Below are 20,821 nucleotides of genomic sequence, written 5' to 3' on the forward strand. Positions count from 1 at the left end.
GGATGAGAGAACATGGACTTTCAGGAACTCAAGCGCGGCCTGCATGGCGCCGCCATCGAAATCTTCGATCCGGCCTCCCGCCAGGCCTGCGCCGACCTGGTCTGGAACGGCCGCAAGCCGGACCTCGTGCCCCGCTATGTGGTTCGGGCCGAAACGCCCGGCGATGTGCAGAAGGCAGTTGCCTTTGCCCGCGCCAACGGCCTTTCGGTTTCGCCACGCGGCGGCGGCCACAACTTCACCGGCATCGCGCTGAAAGGCGATGTCATCGTCGATGTCAGTGCGCTCGACCATCTGCAGATCGACGTGAAGACAGGGACGGCCCTTGCCGGCCCCGGCGTGACCAACGAGCGGCTTGCCGCGGCATTGTCGCGCCACGGGCTGGCCTTTCCCGTCGGCCATTGCGCCACGGTACCTGTCAGCGGCTATCTGCTCGGCGGCGGGGTGGGCTGGAATTCCGGCGCCTGGGGCATCGCCTGCTTCTCGGTCACCGGCGTCGACGTCGTTCTCGCCGACGGCCGGCTCGTCCATGCCGACGAAGACAATCACTCCGACATCCTTTGGGCGGCGCGTGGGGCCGGACCGGAGTTCTTCGGCGTCGTGACCGGCTACCGGCTGCGTCTCTACGAGGCCCCGAAAGCCATCCTCTCCAGCGTCCACGTTCATGCGCCCGCGGACGCCCGTGCCGTCGGCGAATGGGCGGAAGCCGCGATCAGCCGGATGCCCGCGAATCTGGAATTCACGGTGAAGGTGTCGTCGCCGCCGCCGGAAGCCAATGCCCCGCAGGGCGCGTTCGTGCTCGCTGTCATCGCCACGGCTTTCGGTACAAGTGAAACGGATGCAGGGTCGATTCTGGACGAGCTGTTCGCCGATGCCCCGGCCACCGCGCTGCAACGCATGGACGCCATGCCAACGCCCTTCGACGCGCTCTACCAACTGACCTCGGTCTCGACGCCGAAAGGCAAACGTTACGCCGTCGATACGCTGTGGTCGGATGCGTCCTTCGCCATGGTGCTGGAGAGCATCGTGAGCGATTTCGCCCGGCGGCCATCGGCGGATTCCTTCGCCCTTGTCGCGCTGCGCTCGCCGCAGTCGCAGGCACCCGGCGACGCGGCGTTCTCGCGTATCGGGCGCGTCTTCGCCAGCATCTACACGATCTGGGACAGGGAGGACGCCGACGCGGCCAACATGGCCTGGCTGCGCCAGACCATGGGCGCCGTCGAGCCTGCCGCGACGGGCACCTATGTCGGTGAATCCGACCTGGAGCGCGAAGGCAGGCCCGTCTCGATCCATTCCCCGGCAGCGGCGGCGCGCCTGGCCGCCCTGCGCCTTCGCCACGATCCGGAAGGCCGGTTCCGTTCGCTGGCCGGCTTTGCCCGCGGCCGCGCGGCGGCCTGAGCGATGCCTGGGGCAGGGCCATGGGAAGCGGGCAGGTGGCAGGCCAACTCGATTGCGGAGCCGGCCTCCGGGATCGAAACCGGTCCGGCGGACGGTTTCCATCGAACCCGATCGCTTGACCTTCCAGCAACCTGAACGTCTAAATGGCGTCCATGCGCACTGCCCTGCTTCTGCTTTCCGTCCTGCTGCTGGCCACTTTTCATCCGGCCGGCAAGGCCGCCTTGGGCGGACAAGCGATGGACCATGGCGCGGCCGTCTCCGGCCAGGCCGGCCATCACACAGCCGGGCTCCGCGAGCAGGCGGAGTCCGGTGGTGCGTGCTGTCCGGGCATGGCCGCAGGCCAGGCGGGTGATGCCCAATGCCCCGCCGATTGCGCCGGCCTTGTGCCGATCATGGCCGTCATGCCTCCTGCGACCGGGCCTGCCGCCAATCGCGAATCCGCCCCGGCGGCCTCTTCCCTGGTGCAGCAGGCGCCCTTGAGACCGCCGATCCCTGCCTGACCCTGCCATTGCGTCCGGACGTCCGGATGCCTTGCCAATCACGGGACAGAAAGGGTTTTGATTAATGAACAGACGCTCCCTCCTTGCCGGGCTCACCGCAATGCTCGCAATGCCGGCCGCCGCACAGGCTCATCAGGCCAAACAGCGCAAAAGCTTCACGCTCGATCCGCGGTTCGAGCCGCGCATGGTGGAATTCTCCGGTCATGAACCGGGAACGATCGTGATCGATACCGCCAACCACTTCCTTTACCTGGTGACCGGTGACGGAGAGGCGCGCCGCTATGGCGTCGGTGTCGGAAGGGCGGGTCTGGCCTTCAAGGGATCGGCCGTCGTCGGCCGCAAGGCGAAATGGCCCGCATGGCGTCCGACCGACAACATGATCCGGCGCAACCCGCGCCGCTATGCGCGCTATGCCAGGGGCGTGCCGGGCGGCCCCGGAAACCCGCTCGGTGCCCGCGCGCTCTATCTCTATCGCGGCGAGCGCGACACGATGTTCCGCATCCATGGAACGACCGAGCCGTCCTCCATTGGCCGTTCGGTGTCAAACGGCTGCATCCGCATGATCAACGAACACGTCGAGGACCTTTACGAGCGCGTGCCGGTCGGCACCCGCGTGGTCGTGATGTGAGGCGGGAAGACCTATGAACGCGTTCAGGCAGTAACTCCTTGCCCTTTCCGTGCCCGGCGCCATGGCGGCGCCGGGCATCGCTGCCGGAGCCGGGCCCGGAAGACCGTCCACAAGCCGCTCCGGTTCGGCTGCTGCGCGGTCTGGGCCGATGCGGTGAAGGCGGCCGGCTTTCCGGGCGCGTGAATTCAAAGCCCTTCGCGGCATTCGGCGATCACCTTGAGCGCCAGGGCCGGATCGTCCAGCGTCTCGGCAAGCGCCAGCGCCACCTTGGCCAGATAGACCTCGCCAAGCTCCGGCCCGGCCGCGTCGATGGCATTGGCGAGTGCGTCATAGATCGTCTCGAACTGTTCGGTCGTCATGCGTGTTCCTCCTCACGGGCGAGGATGCGGGACAGGGCTTCACGCACCGCGTCCGGACGGGCGTGGCGCCAGCGCGCGGCGATGTGGAGGTCCGGCCGGACGAGATAGGCGGTGCCCTCGATGGCGGAGAAACGGGCGGCCGCCGGGGCTGTCGCGGGCAATGCCACCTGCCGCACGCCCTCCATGGCAGGCAGGTCGATCGCGCCGAAGGTGATCAGGGTCCATTCGTCGCCGAGACGATCGCTGAGGAATCCATCGTCCAGGGCCGCGTCCGGCAGCATGGTGCCGGGAACCGGCCCGCCGGCGAATCGCGGATCGTCGGGCGCCGTCGCAGGGCTTCCGGCATAGGTATAGGGTGTCATCTGGCGCGGATTGGCCAGTTGGCCCGCACTTTCGCGGGTCAGCGCCAGCGACAGGGCCGCATCGCGCATTACCCGCCATCCGTGGCTGGGCGGCGTCATGAAACGGGTGCTCTTGGTCGCATTGGCGAAGACGTCGAGCGTCGCGCCGCGCCGCTCCGGCGTGTAGCTGTCCAGAAGCGCCTCGCCGGCCTTGCCGTTGATGACTGCGGCGAGTTTCCAGCCGATGTTGTGGCCGTCGGCAATGCCGTTGTTGAGGCCGCGCACGCCGAAGATGGGCACGATATGGGCGCTGTCGCCGGCAAAGAAGATCCGGCCCTTGCGGTAGTCGTCGAGAAGCAGCGTGTTGGCGGAATAGATGCTCCACCATTCCAGGTCCCAGGCGCCTTCATGGCCGATTTCCCTGAGAACGCTGGCAACGGCGGTGCGCACATTCACCTCGCGGGTGGCCTCCTCGGCGTCCTCGTCGTCGCGCAACTGGTAGTCGATGCGCCAGATGTTGTCGGGCTGGCGATGGATGAGAACGGTGCCGCCCGGCCGCGACACCGGATCGAACAGGGCGCGGCGGATCGTGGGATAGGCATGGTCCATCTGCACGTCGGCGATGACGTAGCGGCCTTCGTAGTTCGTGCCCTTCAGGCGCAGGCCGCACATGCGCCGGATCGCGCTCCTGGCACCATCGGCGGCGATGACCCACCGGGCCGGCAGATCGTAGCTGCCGTTCGGGTCGGTGACGGCAAGGCGCACCCCGGCGCCGTCCTGCACCAGGCCCGTCACCTCGCTCTGCCAGCGCGTCTCGACCAGGTCGCAGGCTGCGACCGCTTCCCACAGGAAGGCCTCGATATACTGCTGCTGGAGATTGTACATCGGGCGGAACTTCTCGTCCGCGCTGTCCGGCATGGCGAATTCAAGGATCTGGCGGCCGCGATAGAAGCTGCGGCCCAGCGTCCAGCCGAGTGACTTTTCAAGGAACGGGCCGACGACGCCAAGCTGGTCGAGAATGTGGAAGCTCGACCGGGAAATGCAGATGGCGCGGCTGCCGTCATTGAAGGTGGCCTTGTTGTCGAGAAGGACGCTGCGAACGCCGAAACGGGCCAGGGTGAGGGCGGCGACCATCCCCACGGGGCCCGCGCCGACAATCGCGACCTGCTGCTGCGGCTCGACCGCCGGGCGCTCAGGGGGCGCGAAACGGGGATAATCGAAATAGAGCGAGTCAAGCTCGCCACGACCTGCTGGGCGCATGTATCACTTCCTCCTTGCTCCGGTTGACGTATAACGGCCCGGCAGCATCATTTCTGTCCTGTTTTTGGGAGGACACCGCCTGGACACGGCAATGGAAGACCTTCTGGAGTCCATCGACCTCTGTCTCGACCGCTCGGGGAACGAGGGGTGGACGGACGCCTTCATCGACCTGGTCGGCAAGACCGGGGCCGACCAGGTGATGGTGTTCAGTTATACGGCGGATGCGGCGGCGTGCCTGCTGTCGCGAAATTTCCGGATGCAGGCGCTGGGCCGGACGCTGGGCGCGCAATACCTGCGCGGCTGGTTCCGGCAGGACCCCTTGCATGCGATGGCGCTCGGCATGGAGCCTGGAACGCTCCTGCGCGTCGACAGCCGCGATGTCGCCGACGCCATGTCCCCGGCCTACAGGGCGCGCTTCTATGACGAGCCGGGCCTTGCGGGAAAGACGGCGCTGGTTGCCGCCGGTTCGTCCCTCAGGCTTGCCGTCAATCTCTATCACGCCGACGAAGCGGGACGGCAGGTGCCCGAGTCCCTGGAAAAGATCATCGGGCGACTCGCGCTCGCGCATTTCGAGGCCCTTTCGGAACCGGACTATCCGATGCCGCTTGCCGTCCTGTCGGAGCGCGAGCGCGCTGTGTGTGTCGGCATCCTGTCGGGACGCAAGGCGGAAGCGATCGCCGGCGAACTCGGGGTGGCCGTGACCAGCGTCGTCACCTATCGCAAGCGCGCCTACCAGAAGCTCGGCATTTCGTCGCGCGGTTCGCTGTTCGCCTTGTGCGGACGATAGCCGGCCATGCCGGGAGCACGCCCGAAAGCGGGCTTGCACCCGCGACCGCGCATCGCCCCGGACCCTGCCGCCGTCACTCCAGGAGGGGCAGGTTGGCGCAGACGAGTTCACCGTCCCGCGCATTCACCGCCATGTACCCGTCGATCACGCCGTTGTTGAAATTGTCGGGGTTGCCGGTATCCACGACGACATGAAATTCCCAGACCGGCACCGCGATCCCGGAACAGGCGCGCAAAGGCCCATCCGTCCGCAAGGCGGTATCGGTGATGATGCGCGCCACCTCCGCCGCCGTTTGTCCGTAAGGATCGCCCATGAGGATGGAGATCGCCCTCGCGAAGGCCTGGTTCTCGCTCAGATAGGCACCGCCCGGTCCACCGTGGCCCGGCCTGGACGACGCTGCTTCCGCAGGCCGGACCGCCGCGCCGGGCAAGGCCCACGAGACCGCCAGAATGACGAGGGCCAGGCGCATGAAAAACCCGCCGCGGCCATGGGACTGATCGTTGTTCATCATCGTCACATCCTGGTTTGCCCGTTATCCGCAACACCATTGTTTGCCAGCGGCCGGCCGGCATTGATCGTTGTCAAGTGTGCGGCTTGCCGCCAGAACGCGCCGTCACCGCACGAGCAGGACAGGCACCTTGCAGGTGCGCACCATTTCGGTGGTGGTGGAGCCGACGATGAGGCTGCGGATGCGGCTGTGGCCATAGGCGCCCATGACGAGCATCCCGAATCCGTCCCGTTCGACCAGCTTGCCGAGTTCCGTGGCGGGTTGCCCCGGCACGATCAGGGTGGCGGCTTCCCTGCCGGCTCCCTGCAGGCGCGCCCTGGCTTGCGCAAGGGCGTTGCGGCTTTCCGGTGTGTCGGACCCCACCGTGACCAGCGTCACGGCCAGGCCGGTGAACAGCGGGTCGCGGGCGACATGGTCGACCGCCTTCATCGAAGACGGACCGCCGTCAAGGGCGACCAGGACCGTTTCGACAAGCCTGAAGGCGCGGGATGCCACGAAGACCGGGCGATGGGCCGCGCGCACGATCCGTTCGAGGTTCGACCCGAGATGTCCCTTGGCGAAATCGGCCGCCTCGCCGCGCTTGCCGATGACGATCACACGGGCGGTGCCCTCTATTTCGCTGATCGCCTCCACGATGTCACCATGGCGCAGGCGGGTGGTGATGCCGGTGACGCCGTGTCGGGCGACGGCGTCACGGGCGTCGTCGAGGATGGCGCGGCCATGATGGGCGGCCAGTTTTGCCCGTTGCGCATCCAGTTCCGCCAGTTCCTCCAGCAGCCTGGTGCGCGCGCCGAGGCGGATCGATCCGGACAGGTCCTGCTTCGCCGGCTCCGCGCGCCGTCCGAGCACATGGACCACCTCGACCGGCGCACCGGTCTGCCGTGCCACCCAGGCGGCGTGGTCGCAAACGCTGGTCGCGTAGATCGAAGCATCCACCAGCGCGACTATGTTTCCCGTCATGTCCTCTCTCCCCTCAATGCGCCGCGAGCTTGTCAATGGCGCCGGGCTTGTCATGGACGCCGAGCCTGTCGACGAGTGTTTCGGTCGCCTCGTTCATGCCGACGACCTCCACCTCGGCGCCATCGCGGCGGAACTTGAGAACCGCCATGTCGAGTGCCTGGACAGAACTGATGTCCCAGATATGCGCCCGGCTGACATCGATCACGACGCGTTCGGGCGCCTCGTGGAAGTCGAAGGCATTCATGAAATCCTCCACCGAGCCATAGAAGAGCTGACCCTCGACGGCATAGGTGCGCACACGTCCGTCGTCGGAGGCCGTGGAGGTGACGGCGAAAAGCTGGGCGATCTTCGCGGCGAAGAACACGCCGGAGAGAAGAACGCCTGCAAGCACGCCGATGGCGAGGTTGTGGGTGTAGACCACGCTGGCCACGGTTGCCAGCATCACGATGGACGAGGAGCGCGGGTGAACCCGCAACGCCTTGATCGAGGACCATGAAAACGTGCCGATGGACACCATGATCATGATCGCCACCAGGGCGGGCATGGGAATGACCCGCACGAGGTCGCCGAGGCCCACGACGAGGACGAGCAGGACGGTGCCTGCGGTGAAGGAGGCCAGCCTGCCGCGCCCACCGGATTTCACGTTGATGATCGACTGGCCGATCATGGCGCAGCCGGCCATGCCGCCGATGAAGCCGGTCGCCGTGTTGGCCAGCCCCTGTCCGATGCATTCCTGGTTGCGGTCGGACCGGGTGTCGGTCAGGTCGTCCACGATGTTCTGGGTCATCAGGCTTTCCAGGAGGCCGACCGCGGCGACGGCAACCGAATAGGGCAGGATGATCGTCAGCGTTTCCAGCGTCAACGGAATGTCGGGCAGGAGAAAGACCGGCAGGGTGTCGGGCAGTTCGCCCATGTCGCCCACGGTGCGCACTTCCCAGCCGAAGAAGAAGGTCAGGGCCGTCAGCACGACGATGGTGACGAGCGGCGACGGCACGGCCCTGGTCACGAGCGGGAAAAGATAGATGATGGCGAGGCCGGCGGCGACCAGCACATAGGTGAGCCCGGAAACCGCACGGGGATCGAGTTCGGGTAATTGCGCCATGAAGATCAGGATGGCCAGCGCGTTGACAAAGCCCGTCATCACCGATTTCGAGACGTAGCGCATGACGAAGCCGAGGCGCAGAAGGCCGGCGCCGATCTGCACCAGGCCGGCCAGCACGGTGGCGGCGAGCAGGTATTGCAGGCCATGGTCGCGTACCAGCGTGACCATCAGCACGGCCGTGGCGGCCGTCGCGGCGGAGATCATGCCGGGCCGCCCGCCGGTGATGGCGGTGATCACGGCTATCGAGAAACTGGCATAGAGCCCGACCTTCGGGTCCACGCCGGCGATGATCGAGAAGGCGATCGCCTCCGGGATCAGGGCGAGGGCGACGACAAGACCCGCCAGCAGGTCGCCGCGAATATTGCCGAACCATTGGGCGCGGTAGGCATCGATGGAAATCATGAAAAAGGTCCGTGTGCGGACCTCGCGGGACGCGAGGCCGGTGTGCAAGGGCGTCATGTGCCTTGGTTGTCCGGCGGATCGGCGGCCGGAAGAGCCACCCGGAACAGGGTCCGGGTCCGGGTTTGTTGCATTGCGGCATAAACGGTCCCGGCCGCGAGGGCAAGCCGGGGCCGGACAGATACGGGAATTCCGGGTCCTGCGGGGTTGCTTTTCATATCTCGCATTGTGCATATGTTCGTAACGCCAAGTCTTTCCTCCTGACGACTGGAATCCCCATGAAGCGGATCGCGACGGTACTCATGCGCAGCCTCGCGGTTATCCTGCCCGCCGCGGCGGGGGTCTTCGCCATCCTGTTCGCCGGTACGTTGTTCGAGGCGCCGGAAGCGAGCGAGCGCGCCGGCCGGGCGGTGCCGGTTCGCGTTCTCACGCTTGAGCCGGTGGACGTGCTGCCGCGGGTCAAGGGCTATGGCAAGGTAACGCCGGCCCGGGAGTGGCGGGCGGTCGCGCGCATTGACGGCGAAGTGGTCGAGACGGCGCCGGACCTCGCCAATGGCAAGGTTGCGAGAAAGGGCCAGATGCTGTTGCGTATCGACGATACCGACCTGAAGCTCGCCATTGCCCAGATCGACGCGCAACTCGCCGCGCTGGACGCCAGGGACCGGACGCTCAACGCAAGTCTCGCCATCAGCCGCACGGATCTCGATCTTTCCACCGCCGAACTGGACCGGCAGAAGGCGTTGCAGGGCAGGGGCGTGGCCACGCAGGCACGGCTTGAGCAGGCCGAACGGGCCGTTATCGCGGCGCGGGGCAAGGTTACCGATATCGAGAACCAGCTTGTCCTGAACGATGCGGAACGCGACGTGCTGGGCGCGCAGCGGGCGGTCTCGGAGCGCAGCCTCGATTTCACGACGATCACCGCACCCTATGACCTCGTCATCGGCGCGGTCAGCGCGGAACTGGGCCAGGTGGTGACGCGGGGGACGACGCTGTTCACGGCCGACGGCAGCGAGGCAGCCGAGGTGAGTGCGCAGTTCGCGCTGGGACAGGCCGGGCCGGTAGTGCGGGCGCTGAAGGACGGCCAGCGGATCACCGACCTGGGCGCGACCGTGCGCCTGCCGGTTCCGGGGCGGGTCGTGACATGGCCGGCCAGCGTGGCGCGGATCGGCGAGACAGTGGATGCGCGCACCCAGAGCGCCAATATCGTGGTGCGGGTCGACAATCCGCTCGACCAGGCAGAACCCGGCGTGCGCCCGCCATTGCGCCGCAACATGTTCGTCGAGGTGGAGCTTTCAGCCCCGGTCCGCAAGGCGATGGCCGTGCCGGCGGAAGCCGTCGAGGGGGGCCGGGCGCTGCTGGCTGGCGAGGGCGACCGGCTTGAAGTGCGCAATGTGAGACCGGACTACGTCATCGACGGTATCGCCATCGTCACGGAAGGCTTGGCAGAGGGCGACCGGCTGGTCGTCAGCGATCCGTCCATCGCCGTTCCGGGCATGGCGGTGCTTCCCGTGGAGGACGAGGCGCTCAAGGCCGCGGTCGCTGCTATTGCCATCGGCCGGGAAACGGACCGATGATCGGCCTTTTCGCGCGCCATCCGACCGCGGCCAACATCCTCATGATCGCCCTGATCGGGCTTGGCGCCGTCGCCGCGCCGGGCCTGCGGCGCGACACCTTCCCGGTCATTCCGCCATCCGATGTGGAGGTGCGCATCGCCTATCCGGGCGCCGCGCCGGCGGAGGTGGAACGCGGCATCTGCATGGTGGCCGAGGACCCCGTGCGTGCCGTGGAGAACCTCTCGGAACTGCAATGCCAGGCGCGCGACAACATCGCGGTGCTGACGGCGGAGATGAGCGAAGGCGCGGACATGGACCGGTTCGCCGCCGATATCAAGGCGGCAGTGGAGGGCGTCACCGGATTTCCGGACAAGGCCGAGGACCCGGTGACGCGCATCGTCGAGCGTGTCGCCAGCGTCGCCTCGGTCGCCGTGTCGGGCCCGGACGATCCGGCCGTGCTGCATGCCTATGCCGACCGGCTGGCCGAGAGGCTCAAGCGCAATGCGCGCATCACCCAGGCCAGCGTGACGGGTTTTTCCGACCGGGAGATCGCCGTTGAACTGGCAGCCGACGCCCTGGAGCGCCACGGCCTGACCATTGCCGATGTCGCCGCCGCGCTGGCACGCCACAGCCTCGACCTGCCGGCCGGAACGGTCGAGGGGCCGCGCGGCGATGCGCTTGTGCGGTTTTCCGGCGAGCGGCGCAGCCCCGCCGAGATCGCGGCCATCCCCGTGACCGGCTCGGCGCTGGGCCGTGAGGTGCTGCTCGGCGAGGTCGCGACGGTCACGCCGGGCTTTGCTGACCCGGATACGGCGACCTGGTTCAACGGCCGGCGCGCGGCCGTCATCAATGTCACCAAGACGGAGAGCCAGGACGCGCTGACCGTAATGGACGCTCTCAGGGAGGAACTGGAGCGAGCGCGGGCCGAGGCGCCGCCCGGCCTGTCGCTGGATATTTCGCAGGACAGCACGTCCAACATCGTCGAACGGCTGCGCATCATCGGCACCAACGGCGTCCAGGGCCTCGTGCTCGTGCTCGCGGTCATGTGGCTCTTCTTCGGTTTCCGCTTCTCCTTCTGGGTGGCGCTCGGCCTGCCGGTCTCCTTCCTTGGCACCGTCTTCGTGATGCAGCTGACCGGCCTGACCATCAACATGATCACCATGGTGGCGCTCTTGGTGGCCATCGGCCTGCTGATGGACGATTCCATCGTCATCTCGGAAAACATCGTGCGCCGGCGCCAGAAGGGCGAAAGCGCGATGGAGGCGGCGGTGAATGGCGCCAAACAGGTCATGCCCGGCGTGCTGGCATCGTTCCTGACCACGGTCATGATCGTCGGTCCGCTCGGCCTGCTGACCGGGCAGATCGGCGCCATCCTCAAGTTCATGCCGATCGTCCTGGTCATCACGCTGGTGGTCAGCCTGCTGGAAGCCTTCCTGATCCTGCCGCACCACCTCAAGCATTCACTGGAAGGCGGGCTGGCGGAAGGCCGCGTGAGCCGGGCCGTCAACGGCGCCTTCTTCGGCCTGCGCGACCGCGCCGTCGTGCCTCTTGCCCGGCTTGCGCTGCGGTTCCGTTATCTCACCGTTGGGCTGGCCCTGTTCGCGCTGCTGTTCTCCGTGGCGCCGATCACCGGCGGGTTCCTGAAGTTCCAGAGCTTCCCGACGCTGGAAAGCGACACGGTGGAGGCGCGGCTGTTGCTGCCACAGGGCACGCCGCCGGAACTGACCGCCGAGCGCGTCCGGCGGGTCGGGGACATGCTGGAGCAGATCAACCGGGAGGAAACACCAAAGCAACCGGGCGGCCAGCCGCTGATCGGTGATGTCACGATCTCCTTCGGCTCCAATGCCGATGTTGCGGAAAGCGGTCCGCACATGGCGACCGTCAGCGCGGCGCTGCTGCCGGCGGGCACGCGCACGACTTCCGTCACGCAGATCCTCGACCGCTGGAAGGAACTGACCGGACCGCTGCCGGACATGGTGTCGCTGCGGTTCACCGACCGGGAGCGCGGCCCTGGCGGCAAGCCGATCGACATCCGGCTGCAGGGCGGCGAACTCGACCAGCTCCTGGCGACGGCGCAGGAATTGCGCGCCTTCTTCCGCGGCTTCGACGGCGTGCGGGACGTCACTTTCGACCTCCGGCCGGGGAAACGCGAATTCGTGGTGACGCTGCGCCCGGCCAACGCCTCGGCGTTGGGCATCAGCGCGCAAAGCGTGGCCACCCAGTTGCGCGCCGCGTTTCGCGGCGACACGGGCCTTTCATTTCCCGACACGCTGGGGCAGGTGGACATCGTCGCGCGGCTGGCACCGGACGACCGCGCCGATCACGACGACATCGGCCGCATCCTGATCGCCGGGCCGGAGGGCGCGCTGGTGCCGCTGGCCGCCGTCGCCGACATCACGGCCGCGCGGGGCTTTGCCGGGATCACGCGGATCGACGGCGAGCGGACGGTTTCGGTAACCGGGTCCATCAATCCCGCGGTCGCCAATGCGCGCGAACTGATCGCGGCGATGAAGGCGGACTACCTGCCGGAACTTGCAGAGACGAGGCCCGACGTGCGCGTGGTCGTTTCGGGCGAGGAGAGGGATACCGCCACCACGGGGTTCTCGCTGATCCGCAACATGGTGGTGGGCCTGGTGGGCGTCTACCTGATCCTTGCCTTCCAGTTCCGCAGCTTCATCCAGCCGCTCTCCGTCGTGATGGCCATTCCGCTGGGCTTCGTCGGCGTGGTCTGGGGACACATGGCGCTCGGCATCCAGCTTTCCATGCCGAGCATGATCGGGATGGCGACGCTGGCCGGGGTCGTGGTGAACAATTCCATCCTCCTGGTCGAGTTCATCAAGAGCCATGTCGAGGCGGGCGACGACATGGCGAGCGCGGGCGCAAACGCGGTGCGCGACCGGTTCCGCGCCATCTTCCTGACGTCGCTGACAACGGTCGTCGGTCTCGGCCCGCTGCTCATGGAACAATCGACCCAGGCGCAGTTCCTGCGGCCGATCGTGACGAGCCTCGCCTTCGGCCTGACAGGGGCGACGCTGATGGCGCTGTTCGTGACACCGGCCGTCTTCGCCATCCTGCATGATCTTGGCGCCGTCCGGACGGGCCGGCAAGACGAAGCGCGGTCCCGGACGGCCGCCGCCACGGCATGAGGCCGGCCTGACCGGCAATGTGGCTCGAAGTTTGCTTGTCGCTCATGACAGGATCAAACCGGAGTCGCTGCTCATGAAACAGGCAAATCAGCCGGCGCAAGACGGGCAAGGTGCCAGCTTGCCGGTCATCGACGTCGCGGACCTTTCAGCGTCCAATCCGGCGAGGCGCAGGGCGGTGGCGGAGCGCATCCGTGAAGCCTGCGTGACGCACGGTTTCTTCTATTGCGCCGGACACGGCATTCCGCAGGGGCTGCGCGAGGCGGTTTTCGCCGAGAGCCGCCGCTTCTTCGACCAGCCGCTCGCCGTCAAGATGGCGGTGGACAAGGCGAAATCGGCCTGCAATCGCGGCTACGAGGTGATGGGCGGACAGACGCTCCAGACCGGCGCGAAACCCGACCTGAAGGAAGGCTACTATATCGGGCTGGAACTGGCGCAAGACGATCCGCGCGTCAAGGCGGGGCGCTTCAACCGCGGACCCAACCAGTGGCCGGACGACCTTCCGGCCTTCAAACCGGTGATGAATGCCTGGTTCGCCGCGCTCATCGACCTGTCGGAGCGCCTGATGCGCGGCATCGCGCTGTCGCTCGATCTGCCGGAAAACCATTTCGACGGATTCTGCCGCGATCCGCTGGCGATCCTGCGCCTGCTGCATTATCCGCCGCATCCGCCCCGGGCAGGCGACGACGTGCTTGGGGCGGGCGCGCATACCGATTTCGGCGGACTGACGCTCCTGGCACAGGACGACAATGGCGGGCTCCAGGTCTGGGACAAGGACAACGGGCGCTGGATCGACGCGCCACCCGTGCCGGATACCTTCGTCGTCAATCTCGGCGACATGATCTCGCGCTGGACGAATGACCGCTACCGTTCGACGCTGCACCGGGTGATCAACACGTCCGGGCGGGAGCGCTATTCCGTGCCCTTCTTCTTTTCCGGCAATCCCGATTTCGAGGTCGCCTGCATCCGGACCTGCCTGGAACCGGGCGAGATGCCGAAATATCCGCCGATCCGCGTGGAGGACCATCTCCTCGCGATGTATCGCAAGACCTACGCGGCGTGAGCCATGGCTGATCCGGTCCTTCTCATTCACGGAGCCTGGCAGGGACGCTGGGTGTGGGACAGGCTGGTCCCGATGCTGGAGGCGGCGGGGCTGAAGCCGCATGCGGTCGACCTGCCGGGCAATGGCGCGGACGGATCGGCGCCGGAAACGGCCAGCCTTGCTGCGTATCTGGATCACCTGGACGCCGTTCTGGAGACCATGCCGGGGCCGGTCTCCGTTGTCGGTCATTCGGGCGGCGGGATCGTGGCGACGGCGCTGGCGGAACGGCGGTCCGACCGGGTCGCGCGGCTTGCCTACATTGCGGGCATGATGCTGCCGCCGGCCACGACCTTCGCCGACCTGTTGCGCCGCGAACGCGCCTTCGACCGGGGGCTGGTCGGTATCGGGGCGCACCTGACATGGCCGAAGCCGGGGCTGGTCAGCGCCGTGCCGCCGGACGCCGGCGCGCGCGTTTTCCTCAATGACCTGCCCTTTGCCTCGGCGATCAAGCTCGCGCGCAAGCTCACACCGCAAGGCGAGAACGGCCGCTCGATCGCGGCAAACTGGACGGCCGGGCGGTTCGGACGGGTTCCGCGGCTTTACGTGGAATGCCTGCGCGACCTGTCCGTGGCGCATGAATTGCAGCGCCGGATGCAGGAGATGGTGCCGGGCGCCTGGCGGGTCTCGCTCAATGCCGGCCATGTGCCGCAGGCCAGCATGCCCGGAAAGCTCGCCGCCGCGCTCATCCCCTGGCTGAAGGGCGCCTGAGCGCGGCGGCCGCGTTTGCCTCAGAGGGCATTGGCGCGGATTCGCTCCTGCAAATAGTCATGCGCCGTGATCGGCGGGTAAGCCTTCTTCGGCCCCTGGATGACGGCATCCTTGTTGGCCTGGCAGAAGAAGGGCAGGGAATAGCGCGGCCCGAGATATTCGTCGGCGCGCGGCATGCGAACGCGGTGCAGGGTGGATTGAAGCTGGTCGTCGCTCCAGCGCATCAGCATGTCGCCGATATTGCAGGTGATGACCCCTTCGGCCGGCTCCACATCGGTCCAGGCATGGGTCTCGTGATCCTTGCCGGGACAGACCTGGAGGCCGCCCTGGCCCACCTTCTGGTGAAGGATGGTCAGGCAGTCGAAGTCGGAATGGGCGCCGGCGCGCCATCCGGTGAAGTCCTCCGGCTTTGCATTTTCCATGGGAAGGTAATGCAGCAGCCGCAGCGTGGACTGGTATTGCGGGCTCATCGGATCATGGGCCTCGGTAAAGAAATCCTCGTGGAAGCCGAGCTTAAGGGCGAAGCAGGACAGGACCTTCATGCCGAGCGCCCAGTTGGTCCGTTCGAAAGCCAGCATGACGGCCTTGAAGCCGGGCAGGTCATGCGCGTCCGGCCAGAGGTTTTCCATGCGCGGCAGTGTGATCTGATAACTTTCCTTGTTGTCGGCTGTGCCGGTCGAGGGGCGCACCTGCGCCTTGTATTCCCAGCCGGCATTGGTGCCCTTGAGGAGCGGCATCTTCGCCTTGGCTTCCATGGGCAGGTCGAAGAACTTCGCCGTCATGTCGAAGGCCTCGTCGATCTGCGCCTGCGGGATGCCATGATTGACAAGCTGGAAGAAGCCGATGTCCACCGAGGCGGCCCAGAGTTGGTCGGCGATCTCGTGCTTGCGGTTGGCGAAATCGGACAGGTCGACCTTCGGCACTTCGCGCGCGACGGTCGTTCCCATCGCGCCGATGGTGGCTTCCCTGTTCAGTTCGGCAAGGCTGTAGTCCTGTTTGGGTGCGGTCTGCATGTTCATGTCTCCAGATGTCCGTTGCGGCGCATGGCTGCCGCGTGAAGAAAAAGGAGCAATGACCGGCGTCCCGGCATTTGCGGGCCGGGGGCGTTGACTGCTTCTACTCCCTTGGTTTTCCGGCGGGCGGGACGGGCCCTTTTGTGATCCCCTGTCTCCTAGGCGTTTCTTGCGATGGTGCGGACGGCGGCCAGCGCCTCGGCGCCGAGCGCGTCCACGTCGAGCCATGGAATGCGGCCGTTCTCGACCAGTGGCTTGCCTGCAACGAAACTGTGGCGCACGCGCATGTCGCCGCCGGATATCACCGGCGCGATGGCGCGGTCATGCTGGCCGAAGTAGCGCGGCGAATTCAGATCGAGGATCACGAGGTCGGCGGCCTTGCCCGGCTCCAGCGTGCCGATGTCGTCAAGACCGAGCACCCTGGCGCCGCCGGCGGTCGCCCAGTGCAGGACGGTCTCGGCGGTGGTCGCTGTCACGCCCCTGGCCGCGCGGTGGATCGAAAAGGCGGCATAAAGCGCCGAAGCCATGTCGGCGGCCTCGTTGGCGCCGGCGCCATCGACGGCGAGCGACACTGTCCCGCCCAGTTCGTGCAGCAGGCTCGCGGGCGCGATGCCGGAACCGAGGCGGGCATTGGCCTGCGGGCAATGGGCCATGCCGGTTCCCGTTTCGACAAGCAGTTTTACCTCGTCGGGCGTGCATTCCACCAGATGGGCAAACCAGACATCGGGGCCGAGCCAGTCGTGACCGGCCAGCCATTCCACGGGCCGTTTGCCGTAGAGCCCTGTCGTGTGGTTCACGTAGTCCATGTTCTCCGACAGGTGGCTGTGCAGCCTCAGGCCCATGGCGCGCGCAGCCGCGGCGATCTCCTTCAACTCGTGCTCCTGCAACGAGAAGGTGGGCGTCGTCGGCGCCATCACGACGCGGCGCATGGCGCCGGGTGCCGGGTCGTGCCAGCGTTTCGCATCGCGCTCCACCGCGGCAATCATCGCGTCCAGCGGTTCGGTGGGCAGCGGTGTGATTTCCGCGCTGTCGAAGGCGCGGGCCTTCGTCGCGCCGCCGCGGCACAGCACGAAGCGGATGCCGAAGCGGTCTGCCATGCCGAAAAGGATCTCGCCGGGATCGAAGTCGTAGCGGTCCGAATAGAAGTAGTGGTGGTCGGCGATGGTGGTGCAGCCGGACAGCACCAGTTCGGCCATGCCCACCTTTGCGGCGGTTTCCATCAGCGGGCCGGTGAGCCGGTCCCAATAGGTGTAGGGGACAAGGCGCAGCCAGGCGGCGAGCGCCTCGTTCATGCCGGCTGGAACGGCCTTGAGGATCGACTGGAACAGGTGGTGATGGGTGTTGACGAGGCCCGGCGCGACCACGCAGCCGGATGCATCGACGATGCGCTCGCCGGCATCGGGCGAGAGCGCGCCGATTTCCGCGATGCGGCCGTTCCTGACCCGGAGGCTGCCCGAGGCACGGGCCGATGCGCCGGCCCTGCCGGTCAGGATGGCGTCTGCGCCTGTGACAAGGAAGTCCATCAGCGGCTGCCCTTCGGCAGGCTCCAGGGGAAGAGCAGGCGCTGCGCCGCCGAGACTGCCTGGAACAGGACCAGCGACATGACGACAAGGATCGCCAGGCCTGCCCAGGCCTGCGGCACCTGGAACATGGATGTGGAGAACTGGATGAAGAAGCCGATGCCCTTTTCGGCGGCGACGAATTCGGCCACCACGGCGCCGATGACCGCCAGCGTGACGGAGATCTTCAGGCCGGAGAAGATATAGGGAATGGCATAGGGAATACGGATCTGGGTGTATTCGCGCCAGGCCGGCGCCCGCAGCGAGCGCGAAAGCTCGATCAGTTCGGACGGCGTGGCGAGCAGGCCGGTTGTCATGGAAACCACCAGCGGGAAGAAGGTGATGAGGAAGGTGATGACGATGCGCGGCGCATCGCCGGAGCCGAGCGCGACGATGATGATGGGTGCTATGGCGACGACCGGGGTGGACTGGATGACGACGAGCAGGGGATAGAAGCTGTCTGACATGAATTTCGATCGGGTCAGCGCCATGGCGATGGGCAGGGCGACCACGATTGAAACCGCATAACCGATCAGGGCGACGCGCAATGTCGCCCAGACATGCTCGAACCAGCGGCCGGGCGGAATGGAGGAAAAGCCTTCGGCGATGCGCGTTGGCGCGGGCAGGACGAAGGAGGGGATGGCAAACAGCCGCGTTGCGCCTTCCCAGAGGATCAGGATGATGAGGAAGGTTGCCGCCGGCCGGAACACCGGCGAGGCTGCAAGACGCTGCCAGAACGCCGCCTGCCCCATGGTCCGTTCAGGCCGCGCGCTTGAGGAGGAGGTTGCGGAGATGGCCGGAGAAGTCATGCATCACCTTTGAAGACGTGGTTTCGACCGTGCGCGGCCGGGGCAGGGGGACAGGGAGATCCTCGATGATGCGGCCCGGACGCTCGCTCATGACGAGGACGCGGTCGGCCAGCAGCACGGCCTCCGAAATGGAATGGGTGATGAACAGCACCGTCTTGGGCCGTTCCTGCCATATGCGCAGAAGTTCGAAGCCCATCTCCTCGCGCGTCAGGGCATCGAGGGCGGAGAAGGGTTCGTCCATCAGCAAGATGTCGGGATCCAGAAGCAGGGCGCGGGCAATGCCGACACGCTGCTGCATGCCGCCGGAAAGTTCGGAGGGCAGGCGGCGCTCGAAGCCTTTCAGGCCGACCATGGCGATGAGATCGCGGGCGCGTGCCCTGTCCTCCACGCCGACGCGTCCGTGCTTGTGACGGATCGGGAAGACGACATTGTCCTCGATGGTCGCCCAGGGCAGCAGGGTCGGCTTCTGGAAGACGATGCCGATATCGTCGCGCGGGCCGCTGACCGGCAGGCCGAAGACCTCGACCTTGCCGGATGTGGGTGTGATCAGGCCCGCTGTCAGCCGCAGCAGCGTGGACTTGCCGCAGCCTGACGGCCCGAGCACCGCCACGAATTCGTGGCGGTTGACGGTCATGTCGACCCCGCGCAATGCCTCCAGGGCGCCCGATGCGGTTTCGAAGATCTGGCCGGTGCCGGTGAAGCGAAGCGCGGGGGTCTGTTGCATGACGAACCTCAGCTTCCGGGCACGAAGGCGCGGTTGACGACCGTCTCCGGGTCGAGCTTGGCGGTATCGAGCCCCTGCGCCTTCGAGACGCGCTCCCAGGTGGCCTTGAGCCGTTCGGGCTTGAACACGCCGAGCCCGTCGGCTTCGGTGACATCGTTGAAGATGAGGACCAGCGTGTCGTTGACCGAACCCTCCACGGCTTCGGCTTTCAGTTCCGGCACGATGGCGGTGACCGCGGCAGCAGCTTCGGTCGGGTTTTCCTTCACGAACTCGACCGACTTCCGGAAGGCCGCGATAAAGCGCTTTGCTACGTCCGGGCGCTCCGCAAGGAATTTGTCGGAGGCGATCAGCGAGGCCGAGTAGAGTTCGAGGCCGGCCGCCGACCAGGGCATGACGACGATTTCCTTGCCGGCTTCCTTCGCCTGGCCGGAGTAGCGCGACACGTCGGTGACCCAGGCGATGATGGCGTCGGTGCCGCCGGTCATCAGCAGCGGGCCGAGCGCGCCGGGATCCGACTTGGTCAGCGTGATGTCGCCTTCCGAAAGGCCGATATCGGCGAGGACGAGCGGCAGGAAGACATTCGACGAGGTGAAGGGAGAGGTGGCGACGGTCTTGCCCTTGATGTCGCCGATGGCCTCGATGCCATTACCCTTCAGCGTGTAGAAGGCGTGCGGACCCTTGTTGAAGAGCGACATGACGGCGGTGACGGGAACGCCCTCGTTGACGCGCGCGGCCATCAGGGCGCCGATGTCGGCGGAACCGATGTCGGAGGTGCCGGTGGCGATCTTGGTGATGGCTTCCGACGAACCGCGTCCCTGTTCGATGGACACGTCGAGGCCGGCCTCGGCGCAGAAACCCTTCTGGATGCAGACATAGATCGGCGCCTTGTCGCCGCCGGGCAGCCAGTCAAGCTGGTAGGTGACCTTGTCGGCGGCCGCAGCCGGCAGGGTCAGCGCGGCCAGTGCAACGGCGCCGGCGGCAAGTTTGGCTGTAAGCGTCTTCAGCATGTCATTCGCCTTCCTGGTTTTTGATGGTCCGGTCGTGCCGGGCCGTGGAAACAGGCAGAGCCGGCCCGTGACCCGAGAAGGCACGCACCGGCTCTGCCGCGTGGGAGGATGAGAGAGGAAGGATTCGGGTTTCAGCACGGTTCGCCTCCGGACAGATACTGGCCTTGGCGAGCAATGTCCCGGGCCGGGCCCTGACCGCTTCTACTCGTGCAAGAAACCAAGCATGGGGCGTGCCAAGTGCTGGGCCATCCTGCAACTGCCTGGAATCCGGCAATTATTCGATGAGGTCCGCCATCCGCTCCGGCGCATGGGCCATGTGTTTGAATGCAAATGCGTCAGTATATGATTAAATTATATGCATATGACTTGAATGAACAAAACATGCGCAGAACATCTTGCGCGGCCCGCCGGAATGGTTCTACGTTCCTGTCCGAAAGGCAGGTGTGCAATGACCATTTCAACCATTCGCAAGGAAGAACTGCTGCGCCGGACCATCGAACTGGCGCGGGAATCGCGGGCGCGCGGAGACCATCCGTTCGGGGCGCTGCTGGCCGGGCCGGACGGCGAAATCCTCCTGGAGGCCATGAACACCTGCGGGACGCAGGGCGACCGGACAGGTCATGCCGAGCGCAACCTCATGACACAGGCCTCGCTGCGCTACAGCGCGGAGGAACTGGCGGATTGCACGATGTTCACCAGCGCCGAGCCCTGCGCCATGTGCGCCGGGTCGGTCTACTGGGCAGGCGTGGGCCACGTCGTCCACGGGATGAGCGAGAAGGCGCTGAAGGATCTGATCGGGCCGGACCCGGAAAACCTGACCATGGACCTGCCCTGCAGCACGGTGTTTGCCGCCGGCCAGCGAAGGGTCACGGTCGAAGGGCCGTTGCTGGCCGAGGAATCGGCGCGGGTGCATGAGGGGTTCTGGACCGGAGACGCGTGATGAAAGGCGAGGAGGCGTGGGGCC

Annotated in this window: 19 protein-coding genes and 1 other annotated feature; of the genes, 9 read left to right on the forward strand and 10 right to left on the reverse strand. The window is 66.5% G+C overall.

Annotated elements, in window-relative coordinates; translation table 11 throughout:
- Positions 1-12 precede the first annotated feature (12 nt).
- The 3 genes from ACLB6G_RS04555 to ACLB6G_RS04565 all read left to right on the forward strand — a co-directional run bounded on the left by ACLB6G_RS04555 (position 13) and on the right by ACLB6G_RS04565 (position 2,523).
- Complete coding sequence (locus ACLB6G_RS04555; RefSeq protein WP_410354919.1) at positions 13-1,395, forward strand: FAD-binding oxidoreductase; 1,383 nt, start codon at positions 13-15, stop codon at positions 1,393-1,395.
- Between the two features lie 143 nt (positions 1,396-1,538).
- On the forward strand, positions 1,539-1,895 hold the full coding sequence (locus ACLB6G_RS04560; protein WP_410354920.1) for a hypothetical protein: 357 nt from the start codon (positions 1,539-1,541) through the stop codon (positions 1,893-1,895).
- A gap of 64 nt (positions 1,896-1,959) precedes the next feature.
- Positions 1,960-2,523, forward strand: coding sequence for a L,D-transpeptidase (locus ACLB6G_RS04565; RefSeq protein WP_410354921.1), 564 nt, complete (start codon positions 1,960-1,962; stop codon positions 2,521-2,523).
- Positions 2,524-2,708: 185 nt separating this feature from the next.
- Here ACLB6G_RS04565 and ACLB6G_RS04570 read toward each other — a convergent pair whose 3' ends face one another.
- Together ACLB6G_RS04570 and ACLB6G_RS04575 are read right to left on the reverse strand one after the other, a co-directional pair.
- Positions 2,709-2,882 carry a hypothetical protein gene (locus ACLB6G_RS04570; RefSeq protein ID WP_410354922.1) on the reverse strand — a complete coding sequence of 58 codons (174 nt, stop codon included), beginning with the start codon at positions 2,880-2,882 and terminating at the stop codon, positions 2,709-2,711.
- Positions 2,879-4,483, reverse strand: a complete 1,605-nt coding sequence (locus ACLB6G_RS04575) for an FAD-dependent monooxygenase (RefSeq protein ID WP_410354923.1) — start codon at positions 4,481-4,483, stop codon at positions 2,879-2,881. The genes ACLB6G_RS04570 and ACLB6G_RS04575 overlap by 4 nt, the downstream gene beginning before the upstream one ends.
- Before the next feature lie 91 nt (positions 4,484-4,574).
- Between ACLB6G_RS04575 and ACLB6G_RS04580 the strand changes: the two genes are divergently transcribed.
- Positions 4,575-5,270, forward strand: coding sequence for a helix-turn-helix transcriptional regulator (locus tag ACLB6G_RS04580; RefSeq protein ID WP_410354924.1), 696 nt, complete (start codon positions 4,575-4,577; stop codon positions 5,268-5,270).
- 73 nt (positions 5,271-5,343) lie between these two features.
- On the opposite strand, the gene ACLB6G_RS04585 is transcribed toward ACLB6G_RS04580, so the two are convergent.
- From ACLB6G_RS04585 to ACLB6G_RS04595, 3 genes are all read right to left on the reverse strand, one after another.
- Positions 5,344-5,781 carry a hypothetical protein gene (locus tag ACLB6G_RS04585; protein ID WP_410354925.1) on the reverse strand — a complete coding sequence of 146 codons (438 nt, stop codon included), beginning with the start codon at positions 5,779-5,781 and terminating at the stop codon, positions 5,344-5,346.
- A 102-nt stretch (positions 5,782-5,883) separates the two neighbouring features.
- Positions 5,884-6,738: a universal stress protein gene (locus tag ACLB6G_RS04590; protein WP_410354926.1), complete on the reverse strand. Its 855-nt coding sequence runs from the start codon at positions 6,736-6,738 to the stop codon at positions 5,884-5,886.
- Positions 6,739-6,751: 13 nt separating this feature from the next.
- Entirely contained in the window at positions 6,752-8,242 is a 1,491-nt protein-coding gene (locus ACLB6G_RS04595; protein WP_410354927.1) for a SulP family inorganic anion transporter, read from the reverse strand.
- 64 nt (positions 8,243-8,306) lie between these two features.
- Positions 8,307-8,363 (reverse strand) — a sequence feature (sul1 is cis-regulatory element that is thought to sense ions involved in sulfur or methionine metabolism; They are found in Alphaproteobacteria).
- Between the two features lie 154 nt (positions 8,364-8,517).
- Between ACLB6G_RS04595 and ACLB6G_RS04600 the strand changes: the two genes are divergently transcribed.
- The 4 genes from ACLB6G_RS04600 (at position 8,518) to ACLB6G_RS04615 (ending at position 14,745) form a co-directional block, all read left to right on the forward strand.
- Positions 8,518-9,813 (forward strand): efflux RND transporter periplasmic adaptor subunit, encoded by a 1,296-nt coding sequence (locus ACLB6G_RS04600; RefSeq protein ID WP_410354928.1) that lies wholly within the window; start codon positions 8,518-8,520, stop codon positions 9,811-9,813.
- Positions 9,810-12,938, forward strand: a complete 3,129-nt coding sequence (locus ACLB6G_RS04605; protein ID WP_410354929.1) for an efflux RND transporter permease subunit — start codon at positions 9,810-9,812, stop codon at positions 12,936-12,938. The genes ACLB6G_RS04600 and ACLB6G_RS04605 overlap by 4 nt, the downstream gene beginning before the upstream one ends.
- Before the next feature lie 73 nt (positions 12,939-13,011).
- Entirely contained in the window at positions 13,012-13,998 is a 987-nt protein-coding gene (locus tag ACLB6G_RS04610) for an isopenicillin N synthase family dioxygenase (RefSeq protein ID WP_410354930.1), read from the forward strand.
- A 3-nt stretch (positions 13,999-14,001) separates the two neighbouring features.
- Positions 14,002-14,745: an alpha/beta fold hydrolase gene (locus ACLB6G_RS04615; protein WP_410354931.1), complete on the forward strand. Its 744-nt coding sequence runs from the start codon at positions 14,002-14,004 to the stop codon at positions 14,743-14,745.
- Between the two features lie 20 nt (positions 14,746-14,765).
- On the opposite strand, the gene ACLB6G_RS04620 is transcribed toward ACLB6G_RS04615, so the two are convergent.
- The 5 genes from ACLB6G_RS04620 to ACLB6G_RS04640 all read right to left on the reverse strand — a co-directional run bounded on the left by ACLB6G_RS04620 (position 14,766) and on the right by ACLB6G_RS04640 (position 19,857).
- A complete protein-coding gene (locus tag ACLB6G_RS04620) occupies positions 14,766-15,764 on the reverse strand; it encodes an isopenicillin N synthase family dioxygenase (RefSeq protein WP_410354932.1) in 999 nt (332 codons plus the stop codon).
- A gap of 152 nt (positions 15,765-15,916) precedes the next feature.
- Positions 15,917-17,281 carry an amidohydrolase family protein gene (locus ACLB6G_RS04625; RefSeq protein ID WP_410354933.1) on the reverse strand — a complete coding sequence of 455 codons (1,365 nt, stop codon included), beginning with the start codon at positions 17,279-17,281 and terminating at the stop codon, positions 15,917-15,919.
- The gene (locus ACLB6G_RS04630) at positions 17,281-18,069 is read right to left on the reverse strand and encodes an ABC transporter permease (protein WP_410354934.1); all 789 of its coding nucleotides are present in this window, start codon (positions 18,067-18,069) and stop codon (positions 17,281-17,283) included. Before ACLB6G_RS04630 ends, ACLB6G_RS04625 begins: the two co-directional genes overlap by 1 nt.
- 7 nt (positions 18,070-18,076) lie before the next feature.
- On the reverse strand, positions 18,077-18,850 hold the full coding sequence (locus ACLB6G_RS04635) for an ABC transporter ATP-binding protein (protein WP_410354935.1): 774 nt from the start codon (positions 18,848-18,850) through the stop codon (positions 18,077-18,079).
- Between the two features lie 8 nt (positions 18,851-18,858).
- Complete coding sequence (locus ACLB6G_RS04640) at positions 18,859-19,857, reverse strand: ABC transporter substrate-binding protein (RefSeq protein ID WP_410354936.1); 999 nt, start codon at positions 19,855-19,857, stop codon at positions 18,859-18,861.
- A gap of 448 nt (positions 19,858-20,305) precedes the next feature.
- On the opposite strand from ACLB6G_RS04640, the gene ACLB6G_RS04645 reads away from it, so the two are divergent.
- Positions 20,306-20,797: a nucleoside deaminase gene (locus ACLB6G_RS04645; RefSeq protein WP_410354937.1), complete on the forward strand. Its 492-nt coding sequence runs from the start codon at positions 20,306-20,308 to the stop codon at positions 20,795-20,797.
- Positions 20,798-20,821 lie beyond the last annotated feature (24 nt).

The organism is Zhengella sedimenti (assembly GCF_046506625.1).
GTDB lineage: Bacteria > Pseudomonadota > Alphaproteobacteria > Rhizobiales > Rhizobiaceae > Zhengella > Zhengella sedimenti.